Origin of the sequence: Mycolicibacterium litorale, from assembly GCF_010731695.1 — a bacterium.
Lineage (GTDB): Bacteria > Actinomycetota > Actinomycetes > Mycobacteriales > Mycobacteriaceae > Mycobacterium > Mycobacterium litorale.
This window is the reverse complement of sequence record NZ_AP022586.1, coordinates 838,547-860,212: the sequence shown is the minus strand read 5'-3', so window position 1 is coordinate 860,212 and position 21,666 is coordinate 838,547. Positions and strand designations below refer to the sequence as shown.

General features: G+C 69.4%; 14 protein-coding genes and 1 pseudogene. 9 read left to right on the top strand and 6 right to left on the bottom strand.

All coding sequences use genetic code 11. The features are described from left to right. The first annotated feature begins 83 nt into the window (after positions 1–83). Positions 84–1,733 (top strand): (2,3-dihydroxybenzoyl)adenylate synthase, encoded by a 1,650-nt coding sequence (locus G6N30_RS04050; protein ID WP_134060222.1) that lies wholly within the window; start codon positions 84–86, stop codon positions 1,731–1,733. Between the two features lie 77 nt (positions 1,734–1,810). On the opposite strand, the pseudogene G6N30_RS04045 reads toward G6N30_RS04050, so the two are convergent. Then, positions 1,811–1,992 (bottom strand): annotated as a pseudogene (locus G6N30_RS04045) (dihydrofolate reductase family protein); the annotation flags it as partial. 101 nt (positions 1,993–2,093) lie between these two features. On the opposite strand from G6N30_RS04045, the gene G6N30_RS04040 reads away from it, so the two are divergent. Next, a complete protein-coding gene (locus G6N30_RS04040; RefSeq protein WP_134060220.1) occupies positions 2,094–2,384 on the top strand; it encodes a CDGP domain-containing protein in 291 nt (96 codons plus the stop codon). A 98-nt stretch (positions 2,385–2,482) separates the two neighbouring features. On the opposite strand, the gene G6N30_RS04035 is transcribed toward G6N30_RS04040, so the two are convergent. Further along, positions 2,483–3,790, bottom strand: a complete 1,308-nt coding sequence (locus tag G6N30_RS04035; protein ID WP_134060218.1) for a DUF2786 domain-containing protein — start codon at positions 3,788–3,790, stop codon at positions 2,483–2,485. A gap of 405 nt (positions 3,791–4,195) precedes the next feature. On the opposite strand from G6N30_RS04035, the gene G6N30_RS04030 reads away from it, so the two are divergent. Further along, the gene (locus G6N30_RS04030) at positions 4,196–5,809 is read left to right on the top strand and encodes an HNH endonuclease signature motif containing protein (RefSeq protein ID WP_163687395.1); all 1,614 of its coding nucleotides are present in this window, start codon (positions 4,196–4,198) and stop codon (positions 5,807–5,809) included. Positions 5,810–5,840: 31 nt separating this feature from the next. Here G6N30_RS04030 and G6N30_RS04025 read toward each other — a convergent pair whose 3' ends face one another. Together G6N30_RS04025 and hemW are read right to left on the bottom strand one after the other, a co-directional pair. Continuing rightward, on the bottom strand, positions 5,841–10,970 hold the full coding sequence (locus G6N30_RS04025) for a type I polyketide synthase (protein ID WP_134060214.1): 5,130 nt from the start codon (positions 10,968–10,970) through the stop codon (positions 5,841–5,843). A 111-nt stretch (positions 10,971–11,081) separates the two neighbouring features. Beyond that, complete coding sequence (hemW, locus tag G6N30_RS04020) at positions 11,082–12,260, bottom strand: radical SAM family heme chaperone HemW (protein ID WP_134060212.1); 1,179 nt, start codon at positions 12,258–12,260, stop codon at positions 11,082–11,084. An 82-nt stretch (positions 12,261–12,342) separates the two neighbouring features. Here hemW and G6N30_RS27425 point away from each other — a divergent pair, with 82 nt between their 5' ends. The 6 genes from G6N30_RS27425 to G6N30_RS03995 all read left to right on the top strand — a co-directional run bounded on the left by G6N30_RS27425 (position 12,343) and on the right by G6N30_RS03995 (position 18,235). After that, a complete protein-coding gene (locus tag G6N30_RS27425) occupies positions 12,343–12,468 on the top strand; it encodes an Ms4527A family Cys-rich leader peptide (protein ID WP_407664697.1) in 126 nt (41 codons plus the stop codon). Between the two features lie 123 nt (positions 12,469–12,591). After that, positions 12,592–14,286 (top strand): nitrite/sulfite reductase, encoded by a 1,695-nt coding sequence (locus tag G6N30_RS04015; RefSeq protein WP_134060210.1) that lies wholly within the window; start codon positions 12,592–12,594, stop codon positions 14,284–14,286. Positions 14,287–14,290: 4 nt separating this feature from the next. Further along, complete coding sequence (locus tag G6N30_RS04010; RefSeq protein ID WP_134060208.1) at positions 14,291–14,998, top strand: phosphoadenylyl-sulfate reductase; 708 nt, start codon at positions 14,291–14,293, stop codon at positions 14,996–14,998. Further along, positions 14,977–15,735: a sirohydrochlorin chelatase gene (locus tag G6N30_RS04005; protein WP_134060205.1), complete on the top strand. Its 759-nt coding sequence runs from the start codon at positions 14,977–14,979 to the stop codon at positions 15,733–15,735. The genes G6N30_RS04010 and G6N30_RS04005 overlap by 22 nt, the downstream gene beginning before the upstream one ends. Positions 15,736–15,861: 126 nt before the next feature. Next, complete coding sequence (locus G6N30_RS04000; protein ID WP_134060203.1) at positions 15,862–17,235, top strand: hemolysin family protein; 1,374 nt, start codon at positions 15,862–15,864, stop codon at positions 17,233–17,235. After that, positions 17,228–18,235: a CNNM domain-containing protein gene (locus G6N30_RS03995; RefSeq protein WP_134060201.1), complete on the top strand. Its 1,008-nt coding sequence runs from the start codon at positions 17,228–17,230 to the stop codon at positions 18,233–18,235. The genes G6N30_RS04000 and G6N30_RS03995 overlap by 8 nt, the downstream gene beginning before the upstream one ends. On the opposite strand, the gene G6N30_RS03990 is transcribed toward G6N30_RS03995, so the two are convergent. Together G6N30_RS03990 and G6N30_RS03985 are read right to left on the bottom strand one after the other, a co-directional pair. Beyond that, positions 18,224–19,723 (bottom strand): dynamin family protein, encoded by a 1,500-nt coding sequence (locus tag G6N30_RS03990; protein WP_134060199.1) that lies wholly within the window; start codon positions 19,721–19,723, stop codon positions 18,224–18,226. The genes G6N30_RS03995 and G6N30_RS03990 overlap by 12 nt on opposite strands. Continuing rightward, positions 19,720–21,594 carry a dynamin family protein gene (locus G6N30_RS03985; protein WP_163687392.1) on the bottom strand — a complete coding sequence of 625 codons (1,875 nt, stop codon included), beginning with the start codon at positions 21,592–21,594 and terminating at the stop codon, positions 19,720–19,722. The genes G6N30_RS03990 and G6N30_RS03985 overlap by 4 nt, the downstream gene beginning before the upstream one ends. Positions 21,595–21,666 lie beyond the last annotated feature (72 nt).

Here is a 21,666-nt window from a genome sequence, read left to right as displayed (position 1 = left end):
AACGTAGGCTGCCCTAACTTCAGGAAGGCTATCCTATATTCAAGGAGTCGAACACTCCTACCCAGAGGGGCCCATTCCGCGCCATGAGCACCGGATTCCAGCACGTACAGAGCGACCTCGTCGAAGGCTTCGTGCCGTTCCCCGAAGACCGCGCCGAGGAGTACCGGCGAGCGGGCTATTGGACCGGGCGTCCGCTGGAGTCCCTACTGATCGACGCGGCCGAGCGGCGGCCCCATCACCCGGCGGTCGTCGACGTCGACGGGTCCCTCACCTACGCCGAATTGGCGGCTCGCGCCGACAGGGCCGCGGCGGCGATCGCCGGGCTCGGCATCCGGCCCGGGGACCGAGTGCTGCTCCAGCTACCCAACTCTGTGCGGTTCGCGGTCGCGTTCTTCGGGCTGATCCGGGCGGGCGCGGTCCCGGTGATGTGCCTGCCGGGCCATCGCACCGCCGAACTGGGCCATTTCGCCGACGTCAGCGGCGCGGTCGCCATGGTGATCCCCGACGCCGTGGGCGGATTCGACTATCGCGAAATGGCTGCCCAACTCGTGGCGGACCGCCCCGCCCTGCGGCACGTCGTCGTCGACGGCGATCCGGGCCCGTTCCAGTCCTGGTCGACACTGATCGACGGCGGAGGACAGCCGCCCCAGCGCGGACCGGTCGACACCTCCGCCCCCGCACTGCTGCTGGTCTCGGGTGGGACGACCGGTCTGCCCAAGCTGATCCCCCGCACCCACGACGACTACGTATACACCGCGGTGTCGAGTGCCGAGGCATGCCACTTCACGTCCGACGACGTCTATCTGGTGGCGCTGCCCGCCGGTCACAACTTCCCGCTCGCGTGCCCCGGCATGCTGGGCGCCATGACCGTCGCGGCGACCACGGTGTTCACCGCCGATCCGAGCCCGGAGGCGGCGTTCGCGCTCATCGACAAGCACAAGGTGACGGTCACCGGGCTGGTGAACGCGCTGGGCAAGTTGTGGGCGCAGGCCTGTGACTGGGAGCCGGTGCTGCCGACGTCGCTGCGCCTGGTCCAGGTGGGCGGATCGCGGATGAGCCCCGAGGAGGCCCGGTTCATCCTCGACCGGTTGAGCCCCGGCCTGTCCCAGATCTTCGGGATGGCCGAGGGCATGCTGAACTTCACCCGCCCGGGCGATCCGGTCGACGTCGTGGTGCACACCCAGGGCCGGCCGGTGTCGCCGCACGACGAGATGCGGGTGGTCGACGAGTCCGGTGCCGAGGTCGCGCCCGGCGAGGAGGGCGAACTGCTGGTGCGCGGGCCGTACACGCTCAACGGCTACTACCGCGCCGACGAGGCCAACGCGCGCTCGTTCAGCCCCGACGGCTTCTACCGGACCGGCGACCGGGTCCGGATCTTCGCCGAGGGTCCGCTGGCCGGCAACGTCGAGGTCACCGGGCGGATCAAGGACGTGATCCACCGAGGCGGCGAGACCGTCTCGGCGACCGACCTGGAGGACCACCTGCTCACCCACCCGGGGATCTACTCCGCCGCGGCGGTCGCGCTGCCCGACGACTATCTGGGCGAGAAGATCTGTGCCGCAGTGGTTTTCCGCGGCAAGCCGCTCACCCTGGCCGAATTGAACGCGTTCCTCGACGAGCGCGGGGCGTCCACCCACGCCCGGCCCGACGTGCTGGTGCCGATGCCGTCGCTGCCGTTGACCGCGGTGGGCAAGGTCGACAAGAAGAAGATCGTCACTCAGTTGAGTGAGTGATCGGTTCTTAGCGCAGTAGGACCGTGCCACCCGGGAAGGAGCGATCAGCCCCAGCCTGCACGATCGGCCCGGCCGGCGTCGCGCCGGCCACGAGCGAAGTCGACGATGAACGGGGTGGCGTCAGGGTCTCGGTCGGCGGCTCGAAGTCGTTACAGTGCTGGTGCAGTTCCTCGCTCGGAACGGACCAGTCGATGTTGCCTTGGGCGTCGGCGATGTATCCGTCTACCGAAACGTTGAAGCCATGGGTGAGTCTGCCCACACCAGACGGACTGCGCCGGACGGCGGTACTCATCGGGCAAAGACCCGCCGATCGCCCGATACAGGAGGTAGCGTCGTTCCATCGGCTGGCGGGAGACCACCATGAAGCGCTGCATCGTCGGAGTGTTGGCGGCGACGGTGATGGCCGTGGGGTTGCTCACCGCGGCCCCCCAGGCCGCGGCCGGCTGTCTGTATGGCGGCCCTACCCTCGGCAGATGCGATGGGCCCGTCCAGCCGGACGGCACGTGGGAACGCTGCCTGGTGGTCGCGCAGTGGGTGCCCCGCGGCGCCTCCTCTTATCTTGCGCCTGTCAAGCATTGCCAACCGATGAGCCTCGGCCGGCCGCCCGCGGATCCGAACTTCGCCGAACCACCTGTGCACATCGACGGCTGATGTCGTGTCGACACGATGCCTGACATGGACGCGTGTGAGGACTGGGACGGCATTCGGTTCGTGGGACGTCATCACCTCACCCTTTGTTTCGCTGGCACCTAACTCGCGATCGCATCGCGGACGTACAGCACGGCCGTGTCCGCCGCCGCGCGCCCGGCGTCCGTGCCGACGGGGTCGTAGGCCACCAGCGGGGTTCCCACAGCCGTCGGAAACAGGCGGGCGAAGGCCTCGTCCGCCGCGCGGGTGCGGGCCGCCAGCACGGGCAGCAGCCGTTCGTCCCGCTGCATTTCGGCGGTGGCCGACGAACTGGCGGCGGCGAGCCGCTCACCGATGCGAGCTGCGTAGGCGACGAGGAAGGCCAGCCGGAACGACTTGGTGCGCGTCTGCCCCCGGACGCCGTGGAGGCGTCCGGCAACGAGTATCGCCCGGTTGGCCTGCACCAGCAGCGAAGTGGTGAGCAAATCGAACATGTCCAGGTCAGTCTCCGAACCGACGGCGACGACGCACCCCAGGTTCTTGATCCAGACGGCGCGGCACCGATTGGCCTGTGCGACAGCCTGTACCAGGGCGACCTTGGCCGCCACATAGGGATTGTCTACCCAGATCCTGCGCGCCGCGGCGACTGACGCGCGCCCCTTGCCGTGATCGGCGACCGCCTCCTTCAACGAATGACGCACCATGAGCGCCTGCGCCTTGGATGAGAGCGCCTCTGCTTCGTCCGGATACTCAGTGGCCTCGGCCTTGGCCAGCAGGGCGCGGACGCGGGCGAGCATCTTCTCGTCGACCTCCGTCCCCGCGCCGGACACGTGGCGGTGCTCTCCGGGCAATGGAAGCACCCGCTGGAGGGGCGGGATCGTGACCAACAGGTGTAACACCTCGAGGACCACCGTCACCACCGCACGCTCGTCGACGGAATTCCTAGCGGCCCAACGCCACATCTGCGGTGCGGTCGGCGCGGTTCGTGTCGTGATCGCGGCGAGTTCAGCACGCCAGCGCGGGTGCAGCGTCGGTGCAGAGTACCGCTGCGACTCCAACACGATCGCCTCGTCGAGGTACCTCACGGCGGCTGCGTTGACCCTGCGGCGCGCCACCTCGTGCAGGTCCGTCGGCGACCACCCGTTCTGCCACGCCGCATCGATCGCTTCCTGCACGACAAGGTCGGCAGCGATGTCGAGTTCACGCTCGAAGCCGCGATGCTGCTCCAGGAGCTCAGCAACGCGCCACGGAGCGGAACCGACCGCGGCCGCGCTCAAGGCGATGATCAGGTTCTCGAGAATCTGTGCCCGGCCCCGCTCCGAATCGGACGGGTTCGGTTCGGAGTTCGACCGGCGATGCTCATGCTGAGCGGCCGACCGGCGCCGGCGCCTCTGTTTGGCCATCCGCTTCTCGCGGTTGCTCTTGCCCATGTGCCGAAGTCTGGGGGATGGGTCTGACACCGAGGCGTAATGCGATGTCGGCGCATTCCCGATGCCGCTCGGCCAGAAGCGAACACCTACGTCGACACGAACACCGCGCATTCGAGCGGACTGAGCGCTGCCGACACGACCAGCGTGGCCACCGAGACCGATTCGCTGCGGTGATGTATCCCGCGATGCCCGCAATGGTGTCCTGGGCGGCGTCGGTCGCGGTGAGGATCGGCTCCGAAAGCCAGGGCACACATAGGGTTCGTGCTGGGTCCGCGACGCAACCGAGCGCATCGACGTGGTCAAGGAATCTTCGGGTCCACCAGCGTGATGCGCATGTCCGTTCCGCCTGTCGGATCGGGTCCTCAGCTGCCGCTAACCCGCAGCGGTCAGTTTGTCGGTGGTCGAATGTATGTTCGAAGTATGTCGGGCAACGACCTCCAGGCCGCGGTGACCGCGCTGCGTGCCGCCTTCGAGGCGGTGGCCGCCTGTGATGTCGACTTGCTGACCCGCCCCGACCTCGTTGCCGCGCTGGATGATCTCGAAACCCTGTGGTGCCGGCTGCCCACGATGAGCCACCGCCTGCTGGCCCGCCTGCAATCCGAGGCGACGCCGCAGCAGATGGGCGCCAAATCCTGGAAAGAGGTGCTGATGGTCCGCTGGCGGATCTCGGGCACTGAGGCCAACCGACGACTCACCGAAGCGGCGTTGTTGGCGCCGCGTCAAGCGTTGACCGGTCCCTCGCTGCCACCGTTGCTGCCCGCGACGGCGACAGCACAGTCGCTGGGACTGATCAACGGTGAGCACGTCGAGGTCATCCGCAAGGCCGTCGACAAGCTCCGGGGATGGGTGGACACCGCCACCCGCGAGCAGTTCGAGGTCACCCTGGTCCGCACCGCGGTCGGTGTCGGTCCGAAGGAACTCAAGGACGCGGCCGACCTCACGCTGTTCCTGCTCGACCAGGACGGCCCCGAGCCCGATGACACCGAACGCGCCCGCAAGCGCGGGGTCACCAAGCACAAACAGCGCGATGACGGCATGGTCGATCTGAGCGCAAGTCTGACTCCGGAAGCATGGGCGGTATGGGAGGCGATCTTCGCCAAATACGCCGCACCAGGGATGTGCAATCCCGACGATCCCCAACCCTGCACCTCGGGCACACCGTCACAGGCTCAGATCGACAACGACCACCGCACCCTGGCCCAGCGTCAACACGACGCGATGCTCGCGATCGGGCGCATCGCCCTGATGAGCGGCGAACTCGGACACCTCAACGGGTTGCCGGTCTCGGTCATCATCCGCACCACCCTGCAAGACCTCGAGTCGCGCGCCGGGGTCGGCACCACCGGTGGCGGCACCGTCGTGCCGATCGCCGACGTGATCCGGATGGCCGGCCACGCCAACCACTACCTCGCGGTGTTCGACCGCGCGACCGGATCAGCCCTCGACCTGTTCCGCGCCAAACGAATCGCCTCCCCGGCGCAGCGCATCATGCTGATCGCGCGCGACGGCGGATGCACCAAACCTGGCTGCACCATCGGCGCCTACGGATGCCAAGCCCATCACGTGGACACCGACTGGGCTGACGGCGGCAACACCAACGTCGACGAACTCGGCCTGGCCTGCGGGCCCGACAACCGCAACGTCGACCAGGACAACGGGTGGACCACCCGCATGAACGACCAGCACGAGGTGGAATGGATCCCCCCACCACGGCTGGAGACCGGCCAAGCCCGGCTGAACTACTACCACCAACCCGAACGCCTCCTCGCCCCACCCGACGATCCCGACGTGCACGGTGCATCGGCGGAACCGGCTGACGAAGCCGACATCGGCGAAAGGGAGGGGACCGCTGCACCGGTGGCAGACGAGACCGGCGAGACCCTACGCACGGCGGACGCCACCACGTCACTGGCCGACGTCGACGAGACGCGGCCCGTGGAGCCGGGCTCGCCGACCCGATTTGCCGACAACGCCGGTGAACCCGGGGGCCCCGCACCCCCGCAAAATCGGGCGGCTTGAGCACCGCAGATCGTCGCCACCGCACCAGCAACTAAGCGGCCGAATCGTCCTCGGCTATAAGCAGTTCGGCGATCCGCTCCGATACCGCCGCCGCCGTGGGGTACTCCCACAGCAGCGTCGGCGGCAGGGTCAGCCCGGTCTGCTTCTCCAGCTGCCGCCGCAGCGCGACGGTCATGATCGAGTCGACGCCGATCTCCACCAGTGGCAGGCGGGGGTCGACATCCTCGGTGGCGCAGCCGAGTTCGGCCGCGACCGCGGTGAGCACCTGCTGCGCCGACCACTCCGCGACGTCCATGTCGCCACGGTCCTCGACGACGGGGCCCACGGCGGCATCCTCCTCACTGGTGGGCGCGACGTCGGCGAGGATCGGCACCGCCGCCGCGGCGGGCAGCACCGGTAGCACCACCACGTTGGCGTCGTCGTCGCGCAGCGCCGAGTCCAGCGCCCGCATCGCGTCGTCGACCCCGACGGTGCCCATGCCGAGCGCGTCGAGTTGAGCGGCGACGAAGCCGGAGGCCGACCCCATGCCCATACCGCGCCACGCCGTCCACGCCACGCTGGTGGTCCGGTCGCCGAGGCGGCGGCGGTGGCGGGCGAACGCGTCGAGGTAGGCGTTGCCGCACGCGTACGCGCCTTGGCCCGGGAAGCCGGCGAGGTAACCGCACGACGAGAACAGCACCATCCAGTCCAACTCGCCCGGCGCGAAGAGCTCGTGCAGCGCCGCCATGCCGTCCACCTTGGGCCGCATCGCCGCGCCGATATCCTCCGGTGTCGTATTGGCAAGCAGCGCACCGGCTTCCACACCGGCCGCGTGGATGACGCCACGCACAGGCGGTAGATCCGCGAGGGCGGACCGCAGCGCCGTCACGGCCCCGGGTGCCCCGACGTCGACGGCGGCCACCCGCACCGAGACGCCGCGCTGTTCGAGTGCGGACACCACGGCGACGGCCTCGCGGTCGGCGTGCGCCGGCCAGTCGCTGCGGTCGGGAATCCCCGACCGCGACACCAGCACCAGCCGCCGTGCGCCGAGATCGGCCAGGCGCTGCGCCAACCGCAGTCCCAGGACGCCGGTGCCGCCGGTGATCAGGTAGGTACCGCCCGGCGAGCACTGCATCGGTGCGGCCTCACCGGCGCCGGCGTGCGCGAGCCGCGCGGCATACGCGACCCCGTCGCGCACCACCACCACACCGTGTCCGGCCAGTGCGCTCAGCGCCCGCACCGGTAACCGGTCACCGGCCACGTCGAGCACACCGCCCCACAGCTGCGGGTGTTCCGCGGCGGCCACCCGGGCCATCCCCCACAGCGGCGCGTGGGCGGGGTTGATCCCCTCGTGCACTTCAGAGGTGAGCACCCACAGGCGGGCCCGGCGTGCGGACGCGTCGAGGTGCTGAAGTGTGCGCAGCACGAATTCGGCGCAGGCTTGCGGCGCCTCGTCGGTGCGGGGCAGCAGGAGCACTACCGATCCGGCCGTCAGGTCGCCCAGTTCCGTTGCGTTGGGCACGGTTCGGTGCGCAACGCCCGCTTCGGCCAGGTCCCGGGTGACGAACGCGACGGTCGCCTCGTCGCCGCCGACCACGGTCACGTCGCTCGGCGGCGCGGTGTCCGGCCAGTCGACCGGGTGCCACGCCACATGGTGAAGCAGGCGGACGGTGTCGCGGCCGCTGGGGTTCTCGAGTTCCTCGAACGCCATACCCGTCAGCGACACGGAGATCGCGCCGGACTCCTCGGCGAGCACGACGTCGGTGACGGTGCCGGCGGAGCGGCGTCGCACGTGCAACAGCGCGACCGCGGGCGGTTTGTCGTGGACGTGTACGTGTTCGATCCGGGCGGGCATCCGCAGCCGCGGCGGGCCGTCGAAGATCGTGGACGCCGCCGATGTCGCCGCGTCGAGCAGTCCCGCCCACGTCGCCGGTGTCGAACCGTCGGCGTCGGCCGCGACCCGTGCGAAGAGTTCGCCGTCACCACGGTGCAGTTCGAGCACCTGCCAGCCGAACCCCATGGCCGCCACCCCGAGCGTCGCGAGTGTGTCGACGACGAAAGTCGGCGGCAGTGCCTCGGTGCAGCGTGAACGGATCTCGTCCTCGTCGAGGACGGTCAGCACCACGTCGTCGCCGGGCGCGGCCAGCGCCGTGCAGTGCGTCAGCCAGCCGGCGCCCTGGTCGGCCGCGCCGGCCTCGTCGTCGTCGACGAGCCGGGACGCCAGGGCGAGCGAACGATCCTGGGAGACCACCTGGATGTCCCTGGCCCGGCCGGGCGGCACCGGCGTGCGCAGCCGCACGTCGGCCAGATCGGTTCCGGCGGCGGTGAGGAACGTGTTGAGCAGCACCGCCGCGGGCACGATCTCGGTGCCCTGCACCGGGTGGTCGCCGGGATAGGGGCGCGTCGAGAAGTCCAGGCGTGTCTGCCACACCCGGGCGGGCACGGCGCCGGTCACCTCCATCAGACCGCCGAGCAGCGTGTGGGTGTCGGGTTCGTGCACCCCGCGGCCGCCCGGCGGCGCGGTGGGTGTGCGCCAATGCCGCCGGTGCATCCACTGGGTGCCGGGAAGATCTGTCGCCCAGGGCGTTTCAGCGGTAACCCCCGGCTCGACCGGTGCGCCGTGGCAGTACAGCGAGCCGACGGCGGCGGCGACGGCGGGTCGCTCCGGCTGCTCACGGCGCAGCACGGGCACCACCGCGTGGTCGCGAATCCCGAGATGACTCAACGTCTCCGCAACGGAGTGCGCCACCACGGGGTGTGCGGACACCTCGAGGAACAACCGGTGGCCGTCCTCGGCGGCGGCGGTGACGGCCTCGGCGAAGCGCACCCGGCCGCGCAGGTTGGCCACCCAGTAGTCCGGATCACGCGGGGCGGTCGATCGCGGATCGGGCAGTGCGGTGCTGTAGAGCGGCACCGCGGCGGGCCGTGACGGTGCCAATTCCGCGGTGAGACGGGCGAGTTCAGCGGTCAGCGTGTCCATGGCGGGGCTGTGGAACGCCACGTCGGTGTTCACCCGGCGCACCATCAGCCCCTCGTCGGCCCACCGCGCCGACATCTCCTCGACCGCGGCGACGGTTCCCGAGATGACCGTCGACTCCGGTGACGCGCTGATCGCCGCCACCACATCGGCACGGTCACCGAGGCGCCGTTCGGCCTCGGTGAACGGCAGCCGGACCAGGGCCATCGCGCCAGCGCCCGCGACCGCGCGGAAGCCACGCGCGCGGTAGCAGGCCACGGCGGCGCCGTGGGTCAGGTCGAAGACGCCGGCCACCACGTTGGCGGCGACCTCGCCGACGGAGTGGCCGATCACGGCGGCCGGGCGTACCCCGCGCTCGCGCAACACCGCGGCCAATCCGACCTGCATCGCGAACGTCAGTGCCTGCACGCGGTCGGTGCCGCCGAGCTCACCGGTGCGCAGTGCGGCCCGCGGGGAGAATCCGAGTTCGGCGGCGAACACCGGTTCCACCGCGTCGATGACGGCGGCGAAGGCCGGTTCGCCGTCGAGCAATTCGCGCCCCATACCGGACCAGTGCGAGCCGTGACCGGAGAACACCCACACCGCACCGTCGGCCGCGCCGGGCAGGACGCTGCCGGTGACCACCGACGGTGTCCGGCGGTCGTCGGCGAGCGCATCGAGGGCGGCCACGAACTCGTCGCTGTCGCGCGCCACCGCAGCGGCCCGGACCGGTTCGTGTGACCGTCGGGTCCACAGCGTCGCGGCGACCTCGCTCAGCGAAACAGGCTGTCGCCGAACATACTCGGCGAGCGCGGTGGCCTCGCGGGCCAGCCGCGCCGATGACCGCGCGGACAGCGGAACCACCGTGGGCGCAGATCCGTCGGGCGCCGAGGACGCGACGTGGCGCGGCGCCTCCTCGAGCAGGACGTGGGCGATGGTGCCGCCGTATCCGTAGCTGCACACCGCAGCGCGGCGCGGGCTGCCGTCACGGCGCGGCCAGGCCTCGACCTCGGTGGGGACCCGCAGTCCACTGGTCGACCAGTCCACGGCCGGGGTGAGCGCACGAACGCCCGCGGTCGGCGGGATGACCTCGTGCTGCAGCGCCATCGCCGCCTTGATCAGGCCGACCACACCGGCCCCGCCCTCGAGATGACCGGTGTTGGGTTTGACCGATCCCACGCGGCAGGCCTCGCCACCGGCGCGGCCGGCGCCGTAGACGGCGGCGAGCGCGTTGAGCTCGACGGGATCACCGGTAGGCGTGCCGGTCCCGTGCGCCTCTACGAATTCGACTGTGGCGGGCGGGATCCCGGAGATCTCGCAGGTGTGACGGAACAGGTCGGCCTGGGCCTCGCCGTTGGGCGACATGATGCCGACGGTGCGGCCGTCCTGCGCCACGGCGCCACCGCGCACGACAGCGATCACCCGGTCGCCGTCGCGCAGCGCGTCGGCGAGCCGTTTGAGCACCACGACCGCGGCGCCCTCGCCGCGCCCGTAGCCGTCGGCGGCGGCGTCGAAACTCTTGCAGCGTCCGTCGGGAGCGGTGGCGCCGGCCTGGTCGAGCACCCGGGTCAGGCCGGGTCCGATCAGCGCGCTGACACCGCCGGCCAACGCCAGCGACGTCTCCCCCGCCCGCAGCAGTTGACACGCCTGGTGCACGGCGACCAGGGAGGCCGCGCACGCCGCGTCGAGCGCCACGCTCGGGCCACGCAGGTCGAGGAGATGCGAGACGCGGTTGGCGATGCCGCACAGCGAGGTGCCGATCCCGGTCCACGCCTCGATGCCCGGCAGGTCCTCCATGATGAGCTTGCCGTAGTCGTCGGAGTTCACGCCCATCAGCACGGCGGTGTCGCCACCTGCGAGTGAGCGTGGCGGCACGCCGGCGTGTTCCAGTGCCTCCCAGGAGACTTCGAGTGCGAGCCGCTGCTGGGGGTCCATCAGTTCCGCTTCGCGCGGTGAGACGCCGAAGAACTCGGCGTCGAAGCCGGCGAGATCGTCGAGGAAGGTGCCCCACGGCGTCGTCTCGCGCAACACCGCGGCGTTGCGCGGATCGCGCCGCAGGTAGGGCTCCCAGCGCTCGGCGGGTACCTCGCGCACATGGCTGCCGCCGTCGAGGAGGAAGGTCCAGAAGTCCGCCGGGGTGGTGATGTCGCCGGCCAGCCGGCAGCCGATGCCGACGATGGCGACGGGTTCGGGCGCAGGCTGGTTCGCGGAGTCGGTGTTTGCCACCTCAACGAACCCTTGTGGACGCCCAGACAGTCTGGTTAGCCTTGCCTAAGTACCTGGCCATGCGGACAATAGTGACACAGCCGGGCCGATCAGGGGCGACCACCTCCGGGTCTAGTCGGCGAGCAGCGTGCGCACCACACCGTCGGCCAGCAACCGGCCGCGATCGGTGAGGATCAGCCGGGAGCCGACGACCACGGCGAGCCCGTCGGCGACCACTGCCTGAACGCGGCCCCGTTCGTCGGCGGCGAGCATGTCCAGCGGTAACCCGCTGCGGAGCCGCACGCGCAGCATCACGTCCTCGGTGTGGCGCGCGGCGGCGTCGAGAACCTCGAAGTCGGCGACCGGAAGCTCGCCCTCGGCGAGTACGGCCGCGTAGGCGTTCGGATGCTTCACGTTCCACCACCGGGTCTCACCGAGGAAGCCGTGCGCGCCAGGACCGGCGCCCCACCATTCACCGCCCGCCCAGTAGCCGAGGTTGTGCCGGCACTCGCCGCCGGGCCTCGCCCAGTTCGACACCTCGTACCAGCCGAGCCCGGCCTCGGCGAGCCGAGCGTCGAGCAGTTCATAGCGCGCCGCCAGCACGTCGTCGTCCGGTGCGGCGACCTCACCGCGCCGCACCCGGCGGGCCAGCGCCGTCCCGTCCTCGACCACCAGCGCGTAAGCCGAGACGTGGTCGACCCCGGCCTCGACGGCGGCGTCGACCGACCGGCGCAGATCGTCGTCGGTCTCCCCCGGCGTGCCGTAGATGAGGTCGAGGTTGACGTGGTCGAATCCGGCAGCCCGCGCCTCCCCGGCGGCGGCCAGCGCGCGCCCCGGTGAGTGCAGCCGGTCGAGCACCGTCAGCACGTGCCGGGCGATCGACTGCATGCCCAGCGACACCCGGGTGTAGCCGGCGTCGCGCAGCGCGTCGAACAGCTCGGGTCCCGACGATTCGGGGTTGGCCTCGGTGGTGACCTCGGCGCCGGGCGCCAATTCGAAGTGGTCGCGTACCGCGTCGAGCACCGCGCGCAGACCCGCACCGCCCAGCAGCGACGGCGTGCCGCCCCCGACGAACACGGTCTGCACCGGCGGCGCCGACCCCAGCGTGCGGGCGGCCAGCGCGAGTTCCCGCCGCATCGCGACCAGCCAGCCGTCGGGGTTCGCACCGCCGGACTCGGCGGGCGTGTAGGTGTTGAAGTCGCAGTACCCGCACCGCGTCGCACAGAACGGCACGTGGATGTAGAGGCCGAACGGCCGCCCGGGAGTGGCGGCCAGTCCGGGCGCGCGCACGGGGGCGGTTCGGATGCTCATACTCGCCATCGTCCCAGACGCGCCTCCGACGGCCTGCGCGGAGTTTTGCTCACCGCGAGCGCAAATATAGGCCGGTTAGGGCATGTGCGGCCGTCCGTGGCAGAATGGCCGCGTGACCGTCGTCCCGACCCTTCGCACTCGCATCGCGTTGGTGGCACGCCGGCATGTCGACTTCAAGCGTGTGTGTACCTGTCGCTGTTTGCCTTGACGCGCCTGATCTAGGACCCAGCCCAACCACTATCTTCAGCTGGCCGCCGGATCTGCGCCGCCGGTCAGCCCACCGGTGACAGCGCGCGGTCCCAACGCCGGCTCCGAGAAGGAGCCAACCTCCATGACCGAGACTCCGGCCCAGGCCAAGCCTCGTCCCGCCAAGCCCGTCAAGCGTCCCCGCGGCGAAGGTCAGTGGGCGCTCGGGTACCGCGAGCCGCTCAACGCCAACGAACAGTCCAAGAAGGACGACAACCCGCTCAACGTGCGGGAGCGCATCGAGAACATCTACGCCCAGGGTGGCTTCGAGTCCATCGACAAGGGTGATCTGCGCGGCCGGTTCCGCTGGTGGGGCCTCTACACGCAACGCAAGCCCGGCTTCGACGGCACGTGGACCGGTGACGAGAACACCGACATGCTCGAAGACGAGTACTTCATGCTGCGGGTCCGCAGCGACGGCGGCGCGCTGACCTCGGCGGCGGTGCGCACGCTGGGCCAGATCTCGACCGAGTTCGCCCGCGACACCGCCGACATCTCCGACCGGCAGAACGTCCAGTACCACTGGATCGACGTCAAGAACATGCCGGAGATCTGGCGTCGGCTCGACGAGGTCGGCCTGCAGACCACCGAGGCGTGCGGCGACTGCCCCCGCGTGGTGCTCGGATCCCCGCTGGCCGGAGAGTCGCTCGACGAGGTGATCGACGGCACGCCGGCGGTCAACGAGATCGTCAAGCGCTACATCGGCAAGCCCGAGTACTCGAATCTGCCGCGCAAGTTCAAGACCGCGATCTCGGGTCTGCAGGACGTGGTCCACGAGGTCAACGACGTCGCGTTCATCGGCGTCGAGCATCCGGAGCACGGGCCCGGCTTCGACCTGTGGGTCGGCGGCGGCCTGTCCACCAACCCGATGCTGGGCCAGCGCGTCGGGGCCTGGGTCCCGCTCGACGAGGTGCCCGACGTCTGGGAGGGCGTCGTCAGCGTCTTCCGCGACTACGGCTACCGGCGCCTGCGGTCGAAGGCACGGCTGAAGTTCCTGATCAAGGACTGGGGCGTCGAGAGGTTCCGCGAGGTCCTCGAGAACGAGTACCTCAAGCGTCCGATGATCGACGGCCCGGCGCCCGAACCGGTGACCCGGCCGATCGACCACGTCGGCGTGCAACGGCTCAAGAACGGCCTCAACGCCGTCGGCGTCGCACCGATCGCCGGCCGCGTCTCGGGCACCATCCTGCAGAAGGTGGCCGACCTCGCCGAGGCCGCCGGCTCCGACCGCATCCGCTTCACGCCGTACCAGAAGCTGATCGTGCTCGACGTGCCCGACGACAAGCTCGACGAGCTGCGCGCGGGCCTGGACGCGTTGGGCCTGCCCTCGACGCCGTCGCACTGGCGGCGCAACCTGATGGCCTGCACGGGCATCGAGTTCTGCAAGTTGAGCTTCGCCGAGACGCGGAGCCGTTCCCAGGTGCTGGTGCCCGAACTCGAGAAGCGTCTCGAGGACATCAACGCCCAGCTCGACGTGCCGGTGACGATCAACATCAACGGCTGCCCGAACTCGTGCGCCCGTATCCAGGTCGCCGACATCGGGTTCAAGGGCCAGATGGTCGACGAGGGCAACGGTCCCGAGGAGGGATTCCAGGTCCACCTGGGCGGCAGCCTCGGTCTGGACAGCGGCTTCGGGCGCAAGCTGCGCCAGCACAAGGTGCTCGCCACCGAACTCGGGGACTACATCGAGCGGGTGGTTCGCAACTTCGTGAAACAACGCGAGCACGGAGAGCGTTTCGCTACCTGGGCACTACGTGCCGACGAAGCGGATTTGAGGTAGACGAATGACTGACCTGCTCTCTGACATCGACCTGCAGCAGCTGGCCGAACGCGGTGCGGCCGAACTCGGACCCGACGCGAGCGCGTGGGACCTGCTGCGCTGGGCCGACGAGAACTTCCGGGGCAACTACGTGGTGGCGTCCAACATGCAGGACGCGGTGCTGGTCGACATGGCCTCGAAGGTGCGGCCCGGTGTGGACGTCCTGTTCCTCGACACCGGTTACCACTTCGCCGAGACCATCGGCACCCGCGACGCGGTGGAGTCGGTGTACGACGTCAACGTCGTCAACGTCACCCCGGAGCGGACGGTCGCCGAGCAGGACGCGCTGCTCGGCAAGGACCTGTTCGCCCGCGAGCCCAACGAATGCTGCCGGCTGCGCAAGGTCGAGCCGCTGACCAAGGCGCTGCGCGGCTATTCGGCGTGGGTCACCGGTATCCGCCGCGTCGAGGCGCCGACCCGCGCCAACGCTCCCCTGATCAGCTGGGACAAGGCGTTCGGGCTGGTGAAGATCAACCCGATCGCGGCGTGGTCGGACGAGGAGATGCAGGCCTACATCGACGCCAACGGCGTGCTGGTCAACCCGCTGGTCGACGAGGGCTACCCGTCGATCGGGTGCGCACCGTGCACGGCCAAGCCGATCGAGGGCGCCGATCCGCGTAGCGGGCGCTGGGCAGGCACCGGCAAGATCGAATGCGGGCTGCACCAGTCTTGACCGCACACATCCCCGGGTCGCTTCGCTCCTGCCCGCCGAGCCTCGTCCTGACGGCGCACGGCAGCGTCGATCCCCGGTCGGCGGCGGTCACCCACGCGGTGGCCGGCCGCATTCGACGGCTGCGTCCGTGGCTCGACGTGCGCGCCGCGTTCCTCGAGAAGACCGAACCGGCGCTGCCCGACGTGCTGGCGCAGACCCGTCACGCCACTGTGGTGCCGTTCCTGCTCGCCGACGCCTACCACGCGCGGGTCGACATCCCCGCGGTGATCGACGCGGTGGGACGGCCCGTACGCACCGCCGGTGTGCTGGGCGAGGATCCCGCGCTGCTGACCGTGGCCCGGTTGCGACTGGCCGAGGCCGGGGTGTCGCCCTACGACGACCGTCTCGGCGTGATCGCCGTCGCGGTCGGCTCGTCGCGAGCGGCCGCCAATGCCAGGACGTCGACGGTCGCGTCGGCACTGGCGGACGGCACCCGGTGGGCCGGGTCGCGCGTGGCGTTCGCCACCGGCCCGCATGCGAACCTGGCCGACACCGCCGCCGCGTTACGACGGTCCGGCGCCCGGCGGCTGGTCATCGTGCCGTGGTTCCTCGCGCACGGCCGCATCACCGACCGCGTCGCGGATTACTCTGCGCACGAGGGCATTTCGATGACGGGACCGCTGGGCTCGCACAACCTGGTGGCGGCCACGGTCCTCGACCGTTTCGACGAGGTCACCGGGACGCGCGCAGCGGCCTGACCGCACCCGCGCCCGCACGACACATTCCGCACTCTGCCGGCTTCGGTACTGTGGACGGCGACGGAACGTTTTCCGCCCTCCCACCGAGTTAGGACCGATGCAACCCCATAGACCCATGGCGGTCACATGTTGACCGCCGTGCTCGGAATTCTTGTCGGTTTTTTCGTCGTCCTGGCGATCACCGCGTTGACCGGATACTTCGTCGCCCAGGAATTCGCCTACATGGCCGTCGACCGGTCCAGGCTCAAGGCCCGCGCCGAAGCGGGTGACAACGCCTCGGCCCGTGCACTGGCCGTCACCCGCCGCACGTCGTTCATGCTGTCGGGCGCCCAGCTGGGGATCACCGTCACCGGCCTGCTCGTCGGCTACGTCGCCGAACCGCTGATCGGGCAGGGCCTCGAGGTGGTGCTCGGCGGCGCGGGCCTGCCCACCGTGGTGGCGGTCGGGATCGGCGGCGTGGCCGCGATCGCGGTGTCGACCGTGGTGCAGATGGTGTTCGGGGAGCTGTTCCCGAAGAACCTCGCCATCGCCCGGCCCGAACCCCTGGCCCGCTGGCTGGCGTTGTCGACGACGCTGTACCTCAAGCTGTTCGGCTGGCTGATCTGGTTGTTCGACCAGTCGTCGAACATGCTGCTGCGACTGCTGCGCATCGAGCCGGTGCACGACGTCGAGCATTCCGCGACACCCCGCGACCTCGAGCACATCGTCGCCGCGTCGCGGGAGGCGGGTGAGATCCCGAAGGATCTCTCGGCGCTGCTCGACCGGATCCTCGACTTCCCGACCAGCAACGCCGAACACGCGATGATCCCGCGCTCCCGCGTCGACGTCGTGGCCGCCGACGAGGCGGTGTCCGAGGTGCTGGAGCGGATGGCCCACGGCCACACCCGTTATCCCGTCACCGGTTCCGGCCCGGACGACGTCGTCGGCGTCATCGATCTGCACGACCTGCTCGGCCCGGACTTGGGATCCACCGGTACCGCCGGAAACCGTTGCCGCCCAGCCGTGGTCGTGCCGGAGACACTCCCACTGCCCGACGTGGTGCGGGAACTCGCGCAGGCCGGCGACGAGATGGCGATCGTCATCGACGAATACGGCGGCTTCGCCGGCATCGTCACGGTCGAGGACCTCGCCGAGGAACTGGTCGGCGAGATCGACGACGAACACGACACCGAATCGACGGCGGACGTCATCGCCCGCGACGGCGGCTGGCTGCTGGCCGGCGACCTACCTCTCGACGAGGCCGAACGCACCCTCGAGCTCACGCTGCCCGCCGGCGACTACGAGACGGTCGCAGGCATGGTCATTGCGCAGGCCGGCGGGTTGCCCGCGCCGGGCGACACCGTCGAGATCGAATTGCCCACCGACACCGCGGATCTGGTGCACGACGGTCCCCCGCCGATGCGGCGGATCGTCGCCGAGGTGCGGGCGGTCGAGCGGCGAGTGCCGTCGAGCGTGTTCGTCACCGTCGACACGGCGTCCGAGGAAAGCGACGATGAGTAGCCCGTGGGTCGTCGCGGCGATCACCGTCGCGCTGATCGGCATGAGCGCGTTCTTCGTCGCCGTCGAGTTCGCGCTGATCGCCGCGCGGCGCAACCGGCTCGAGGACGCGGCCGCCACCAGCGCCGCGGCCAGGGCCGCACTGCGCAGCGCCGGCGAGCTCTCGGTGCTGCTGGCCGGTGCCCAGCTCGGCATCACGGTCTGCACGCTGATGCTCGGTGCCGTGACCAAACCCGCTGTGCACCATGCGATCACACCGCTGTTGGGCGACCTCGGCGCGCCGACGTGGGCCGCCGACGCGGGCGGCTTCGTCCTGGCGTTGGTGATCGTCACGTTCCTGCACCTCGTCGTCGGCGAGATGGCGCCGAAGTCGTGGGCCATCGCGCACCCCGAACGCTCGGCGACGCTGCTGGCGATGCCGATGCGCGCGTTCATGTTCGTCACCCGCCCGCTGTTGCGCGGCCTCAACCAGGTGGCCAACTGGTGTCTGCGCCGAGTCGGGGTCATCCCGGTGGACGAGTTGGCCGACACGCAGGATCCCGACGCGCTGCGGCAACTGGTCGAGCACTCGGCCACGGTCGGCACCCTCGACGAGCGCTACCACGCCAACCTCACCAGCGCACTGGAACTCGAGGCGCTGACCGTCGGGCAGGTGGCCCGTCGCAGTGCGGATCACAGCTACGTGCGGGCCGACGCCACACCGGCGGAGATCCAGCGGACCGCCCACGCCACCGGCCATCTGCGCCTGCTGGTGCGCGACGGCGCGACCACCGTGGGCGTCGTGCACGTCCGCGACAGCCTTCCGGGGTCCGGCACCGCGCGCACGCTCATGCGTCCGGTGCTCACGATGGCCGAGGAGACGCCGGTCTACGAAGCGCTGCGCACCATGCGGGAGACGCGCAGCCACCTCGTGGTGGTCGACGGCGCGGGAGGGCGAGGGTTGCTCACGCTGACCGATCTGCTGCACCGGTTGCTGCCCGGCGAGGCGGCCTCACATGCCTGACGCGCGGCCGACCGCTGCGCTGTCCCGGAGTCGGGCCAAGACATGCTCGGCACTGCGCGCGGCGACCATGCAGGCGCCTGCCGTGAACTGATCGGTCATGGGGTGGCGCGCCTTGGCGCGCCAACGGTTGACCTCGCCGAGGGCATGGTCCATCCCGACGCCCGTCACCGCGAAGGCATCGATGTCGAGGCGTTGGGCAGGCTCGGTTCCATAGCTGCCCAGGATCCGCCGAATATCGGTGAGTTCCACGTCCCGAAGTGTCGTAGGCGTGGACCGGAGTTTGGCGAGCAGCCGCAACTCCTGGAAGCCGTGCACATTCGCAACGAGCTCATCAACCGCCTTGACCAAGGGGGCGGCCGCAGTCGCTGGATGGGCGGCGAACATGTCTTTGAGAGTCCGAGCCGCGTTGTGCGCCTTCAGATCGTCGGCCCGCTGCCCGAAGTGCACATCGATGACGTGCTCCAGTTCGGTAACCCCGCTGCGGTACAGGAGGTCGTCGACGAGCGTCTGGCAATCAGGGGCGCCGGCCCGTAGGCACGTCAGCGCGATCCGGATACCGAACGGGCCGAGCCGACGAATGAGCTGCGCGCGAGCCTCGCAGTCGGTGGGCAGCGTCTCGGTCCGGACGAAGCGGTCGGCGGACAGCAGAGCCAGTTCTAGTTGGTCGGGCGCGACAGCCGACAGCTCGCGGAGATCGTTGTACTCGTGCTGACGCAACGTCTTCGCCGTGAAGGCCACCAACCCGGCCACCGGCACCGCAGTCTGACACAAGCCGGTCAACTCGAGTTCGCGCGTGAATTGTTTGGCGATCTGACGTGCGGAGTGCATGGCGTCGACGCGGCCGACGCCGAGCTCGTCTGCTCGTGAAACCACTCCGATCACGCCGAGGGGTCCGGCTCCTCCGGCGACATTCCCGCTGATCTGCCTCAGAAAGTCGAGATCGGACTCGTCGAGAGACCGGAACAGGTAGATCACTGCGTCGGCGGCGGAGTTCCCTTCGTCGGGGATCAGCAGATCCAGCGTGCGGGCGGATACCTCTGTCGAGAGGGACGTGGTGCCCGGAGTGTCGATCAGCGTGGTCTGCACCAGCCGGGCGGTCGGCCACTCCACGTCGATACGGTCGACGTCGCGGGCGGTCAGTTGTCCCAGGTCGAACGTGAGCCCGCCGCCGCGCCTACGAACCGGTATATCTGTCGCGTGTCCGCGTCCGTCCGTCGCGGTGACCGCCGGCTTGGCTCCGTGGCGGAACCAGGTGACCACGCGAGTGCACTCTGTCGCGTCGGTAGGGGCGATGTCTTCGCCCACGAGAGCATTGAGCAGCGTCGACTTGCCTGCCTTGATGGCCCCGGCGACCGCGATGCGCAACGGCTGTTCGAGACGAACCGCGCACGCATCCAGCCGTTCGACGAGTTCGCGGTGACCGGCGTAGATCTGCCGAGCGTCGGCGATGACCCGCTCCAGCCGGGCGATCGGCGCGGCCGTTGTCATCGGCTTGCCGGCACGACACCGGCGACTCGAAGCCGGCTGGCCTGTTCGCGGCACTTCTTGAGTACCGCAAGTTTCTTCTCGGCGGCGGCGGCCTTCTTCTCCCGTTCACCGAGTTCAAGATTCGCCGCATCGTGCGCCGCCTTGACCGACTCTTGCAACGAGGCAATCTCCTGCTCGGCGATCGATCGGAAATGATCACGCAGGATGCGCTGTACGTTACGGAGCCGGTCTCGCGACAACTTGCCGACGTGGAAGGAGATCTCATCGATGTACTTGCGGACGTTGGCCTGGGCCTCTGCGCGCCGGCGCGTGAGTCGGTTGTTGCGGTCCTCTCGATAGGATTGGCCGCCGAGCAGTACTCCGGCGCCGAGCGCGATTGGGTTCATGCTGGCCATGCCGAAAGCCATCTGGGTGCCCATTCCCACCATCATCGAGCCGCTGTATCCACCACGAACCGCCACCAGGACTTTCTGCAGGGTGGAGGCCTTCGATGCGCTCAGCCGACCCACGGTCAGTTCGGGATCGATCACTACGCCGCCGCAGATCGCGTCCAGCGCAGGGAGGTCCAGGCGCTCACCGTCCTCGGCGAATGAGGTGGCGACTTTTTCCGCGAGGGCCTGGGCCGACTCGAATGCCCATACGAAGTTGTCCGCGACGGCGTTGCCCACCTGTTCGTGCACCCAATCGGTGAGCTGCGGCCATTTCTTGTCCGGATCCGATTCGTTGATCAATACTTCAGCTTCTTTGCCTATCAGGCGCATTCGGTGCTTCAGGTCGTGGTCCACCTCGGCGGTGAGGTCGGCGATACCGTCGGCGAGTGTCTGCTGCCACAAGGATGCGGTCTTCGCTCTCGAATCGGAGAGTTCCTTACGCGACTTGAGTTCGCTCGTCATGCGCTCACGGAACTCGGGATCGCGCATGGCGTTGAGCTCGGCCTCCAAGGGCAGTGTCAGATGCTGGGCGATGGTGTCGAAATCCGAGATGACCCGGGCGATCCGCCGTGTGGATGCGTCCGCCAGCACCCCGGTTCGGAGGAACTGCATCAGCTCCGGGAAGCCGGACTCTGAGTTCAAGCTCTTGTCTCCGAGCCGAACGGCGTGTCCCCTCAAGGTGGACGACAGCGGAATGATCCTGCATTCCAGTCCACTTCGCGCCAGGTGACTCTCGTCCGCATCGACGATGCGTCGCCAGTCGGGGTAGAGGTCTGTTTTCGTCATCGCGATCACGGTGGTCGGACAGAGTTCGCGCACATTGCGCAGGAAGCGGAGCTCGGGCTGCGTGAACTCCTGACTGGCGTCGGTGACGAATACTGCGGCATCGGATGCGGCGACCTCGTTGAGAACATGGACGGAGTGCGGCTGTCCGCGTCCCCCGAAACCCGGCGTATCTGTGAGCGCCAGGTTCGCGGCGAGGATGGAACTCTTCACTCCGATGTCAGCCGCGATGACAGTCCGGCCGTCGGCATAGCTGGATGCGGCGAGGTCGGAACTCAATTCGGTGAGGGGCAGGGGCAATGTCCTCGGCTCTGCTTCACCCGGCTGCTCGACAAGCAGTCGGGCGCTTGGTACCTCGGCATGCCGTATGACCGTGACCACCTTGGTGCCGCCGGCTTCACCGACCGCACACACGTCGGAAGTGATCAACGAATTGATCAGATGGCTCTTACCTTTTCGACGCAAGCCGACGAATGAGACGCGAATGGCCGTCTCTGCCGAACGGCGTTTTGTGGCTTCCAGGCTCCTAATGAGGTCCTCCCGACGGGCCGATTCGGCGAGCTCGCACAGATGCTTCATCATCGCCGGGAGTGCCGCACGCGCCTCGGTCATATGGCGACTGACCGCTTCGCTGACCGGTTTGGGTGCGGCGGGCACAGTCGGAGGCGGTTTTGGTCGGCCGGCTCCGACTGGTGACGACGCCGGCGCGCTCGACACGGCCGCCGGCGC

Excerpts from the sequence above, each read along its gene's own strand:
- G6N30_RS04050 (WP_134060222.1), top strand. The coding sequence starts at position 84 with ATGAGCACCGGATTCCAGCACGTACAGAGCGACCTCGTCGAAGGCTTC.
- G6N30_RS04040 (WP_134060220.1), top strand. The coding sequence starts at position 2,094 with ATGAAGCGCTGCATCGTCGGAGTGTTGGCGGCGACGGTGATGGCCGTG.
- G6N30_RS04035 (WP_134060218.1), bottom strand. The coding sequence starts at position 3,790 with ATGGGCAAGAGCAACCGCGAGAAGCGGATGGCCAAACAGAGGCGCCGG.
- G6N30_RS04030 (WP_163687395.1), top strand. The coding sequence starts at position 4,196 with ATGTATGTTCGAAGTATGTCGGGCAACGACCTCCAGGCCGCGGTGACC.
- hemW (WP_134060212.1), bottom strand. The coding sequence starts at position 12,260 with ATGAGCATCCGAACCGCCCCCGTGCGCGCGCCCGGACTGGCCGCCACT.
- G6N30_RS27425 (WP_407664697.1), top strand. The coding sequence starts at position 12,343 with ATGTGCGGCCGTCCGTGGCAGAATGGCCGCGTGACCGTCGTCCCGACC.
- G6N30_RS04015 (WP_134060210.1), top strand. The coding sequence starts at position 12,592 with ATGACCGAGACTCCGGCCCAGGCCAAGCCTCGTCCCGCCAAGCCCGTC.
- G6N30_RS04010 (WP_134060208.1), top strand. The coding sequence starts at position 14,291 with ATGACTGACCTGCTCTCTGACATCGACCTGCAGCAGCTGGCCGAACGC.
- G6N30_RS04005 (WP_134060205.1), top strand. The coding sequence starts at position 14,977 with ATGCGGGCTGCACCAGTCTTGACCGCACACATCCCCGGGTCGCTTCGC.
- G6N30_RS04000 (WP_134060203.1), top strand. The coding sequence starts at position 15,862 with ATGTTGACCGCCGTGCTCGGAATTCTTGTCGGTTTTTTCGTCGTCCTG.
- G6N30_RS03995 (WP_134060201.1), top strand. The coding sequence starts at position 17,228 with ATGAGTAGCCCGTGGGTCGTCGCGGCGATCACCGTCGCGCTGATCGGC.
- G6N30_RS03990 (WP_134060199.1), bottom strand. The coding sequence starts at position 19,723 with ATGACAACGGCCGCGCCGATCGCCCGGCTGGAGCGGGTCATCGCCGAC.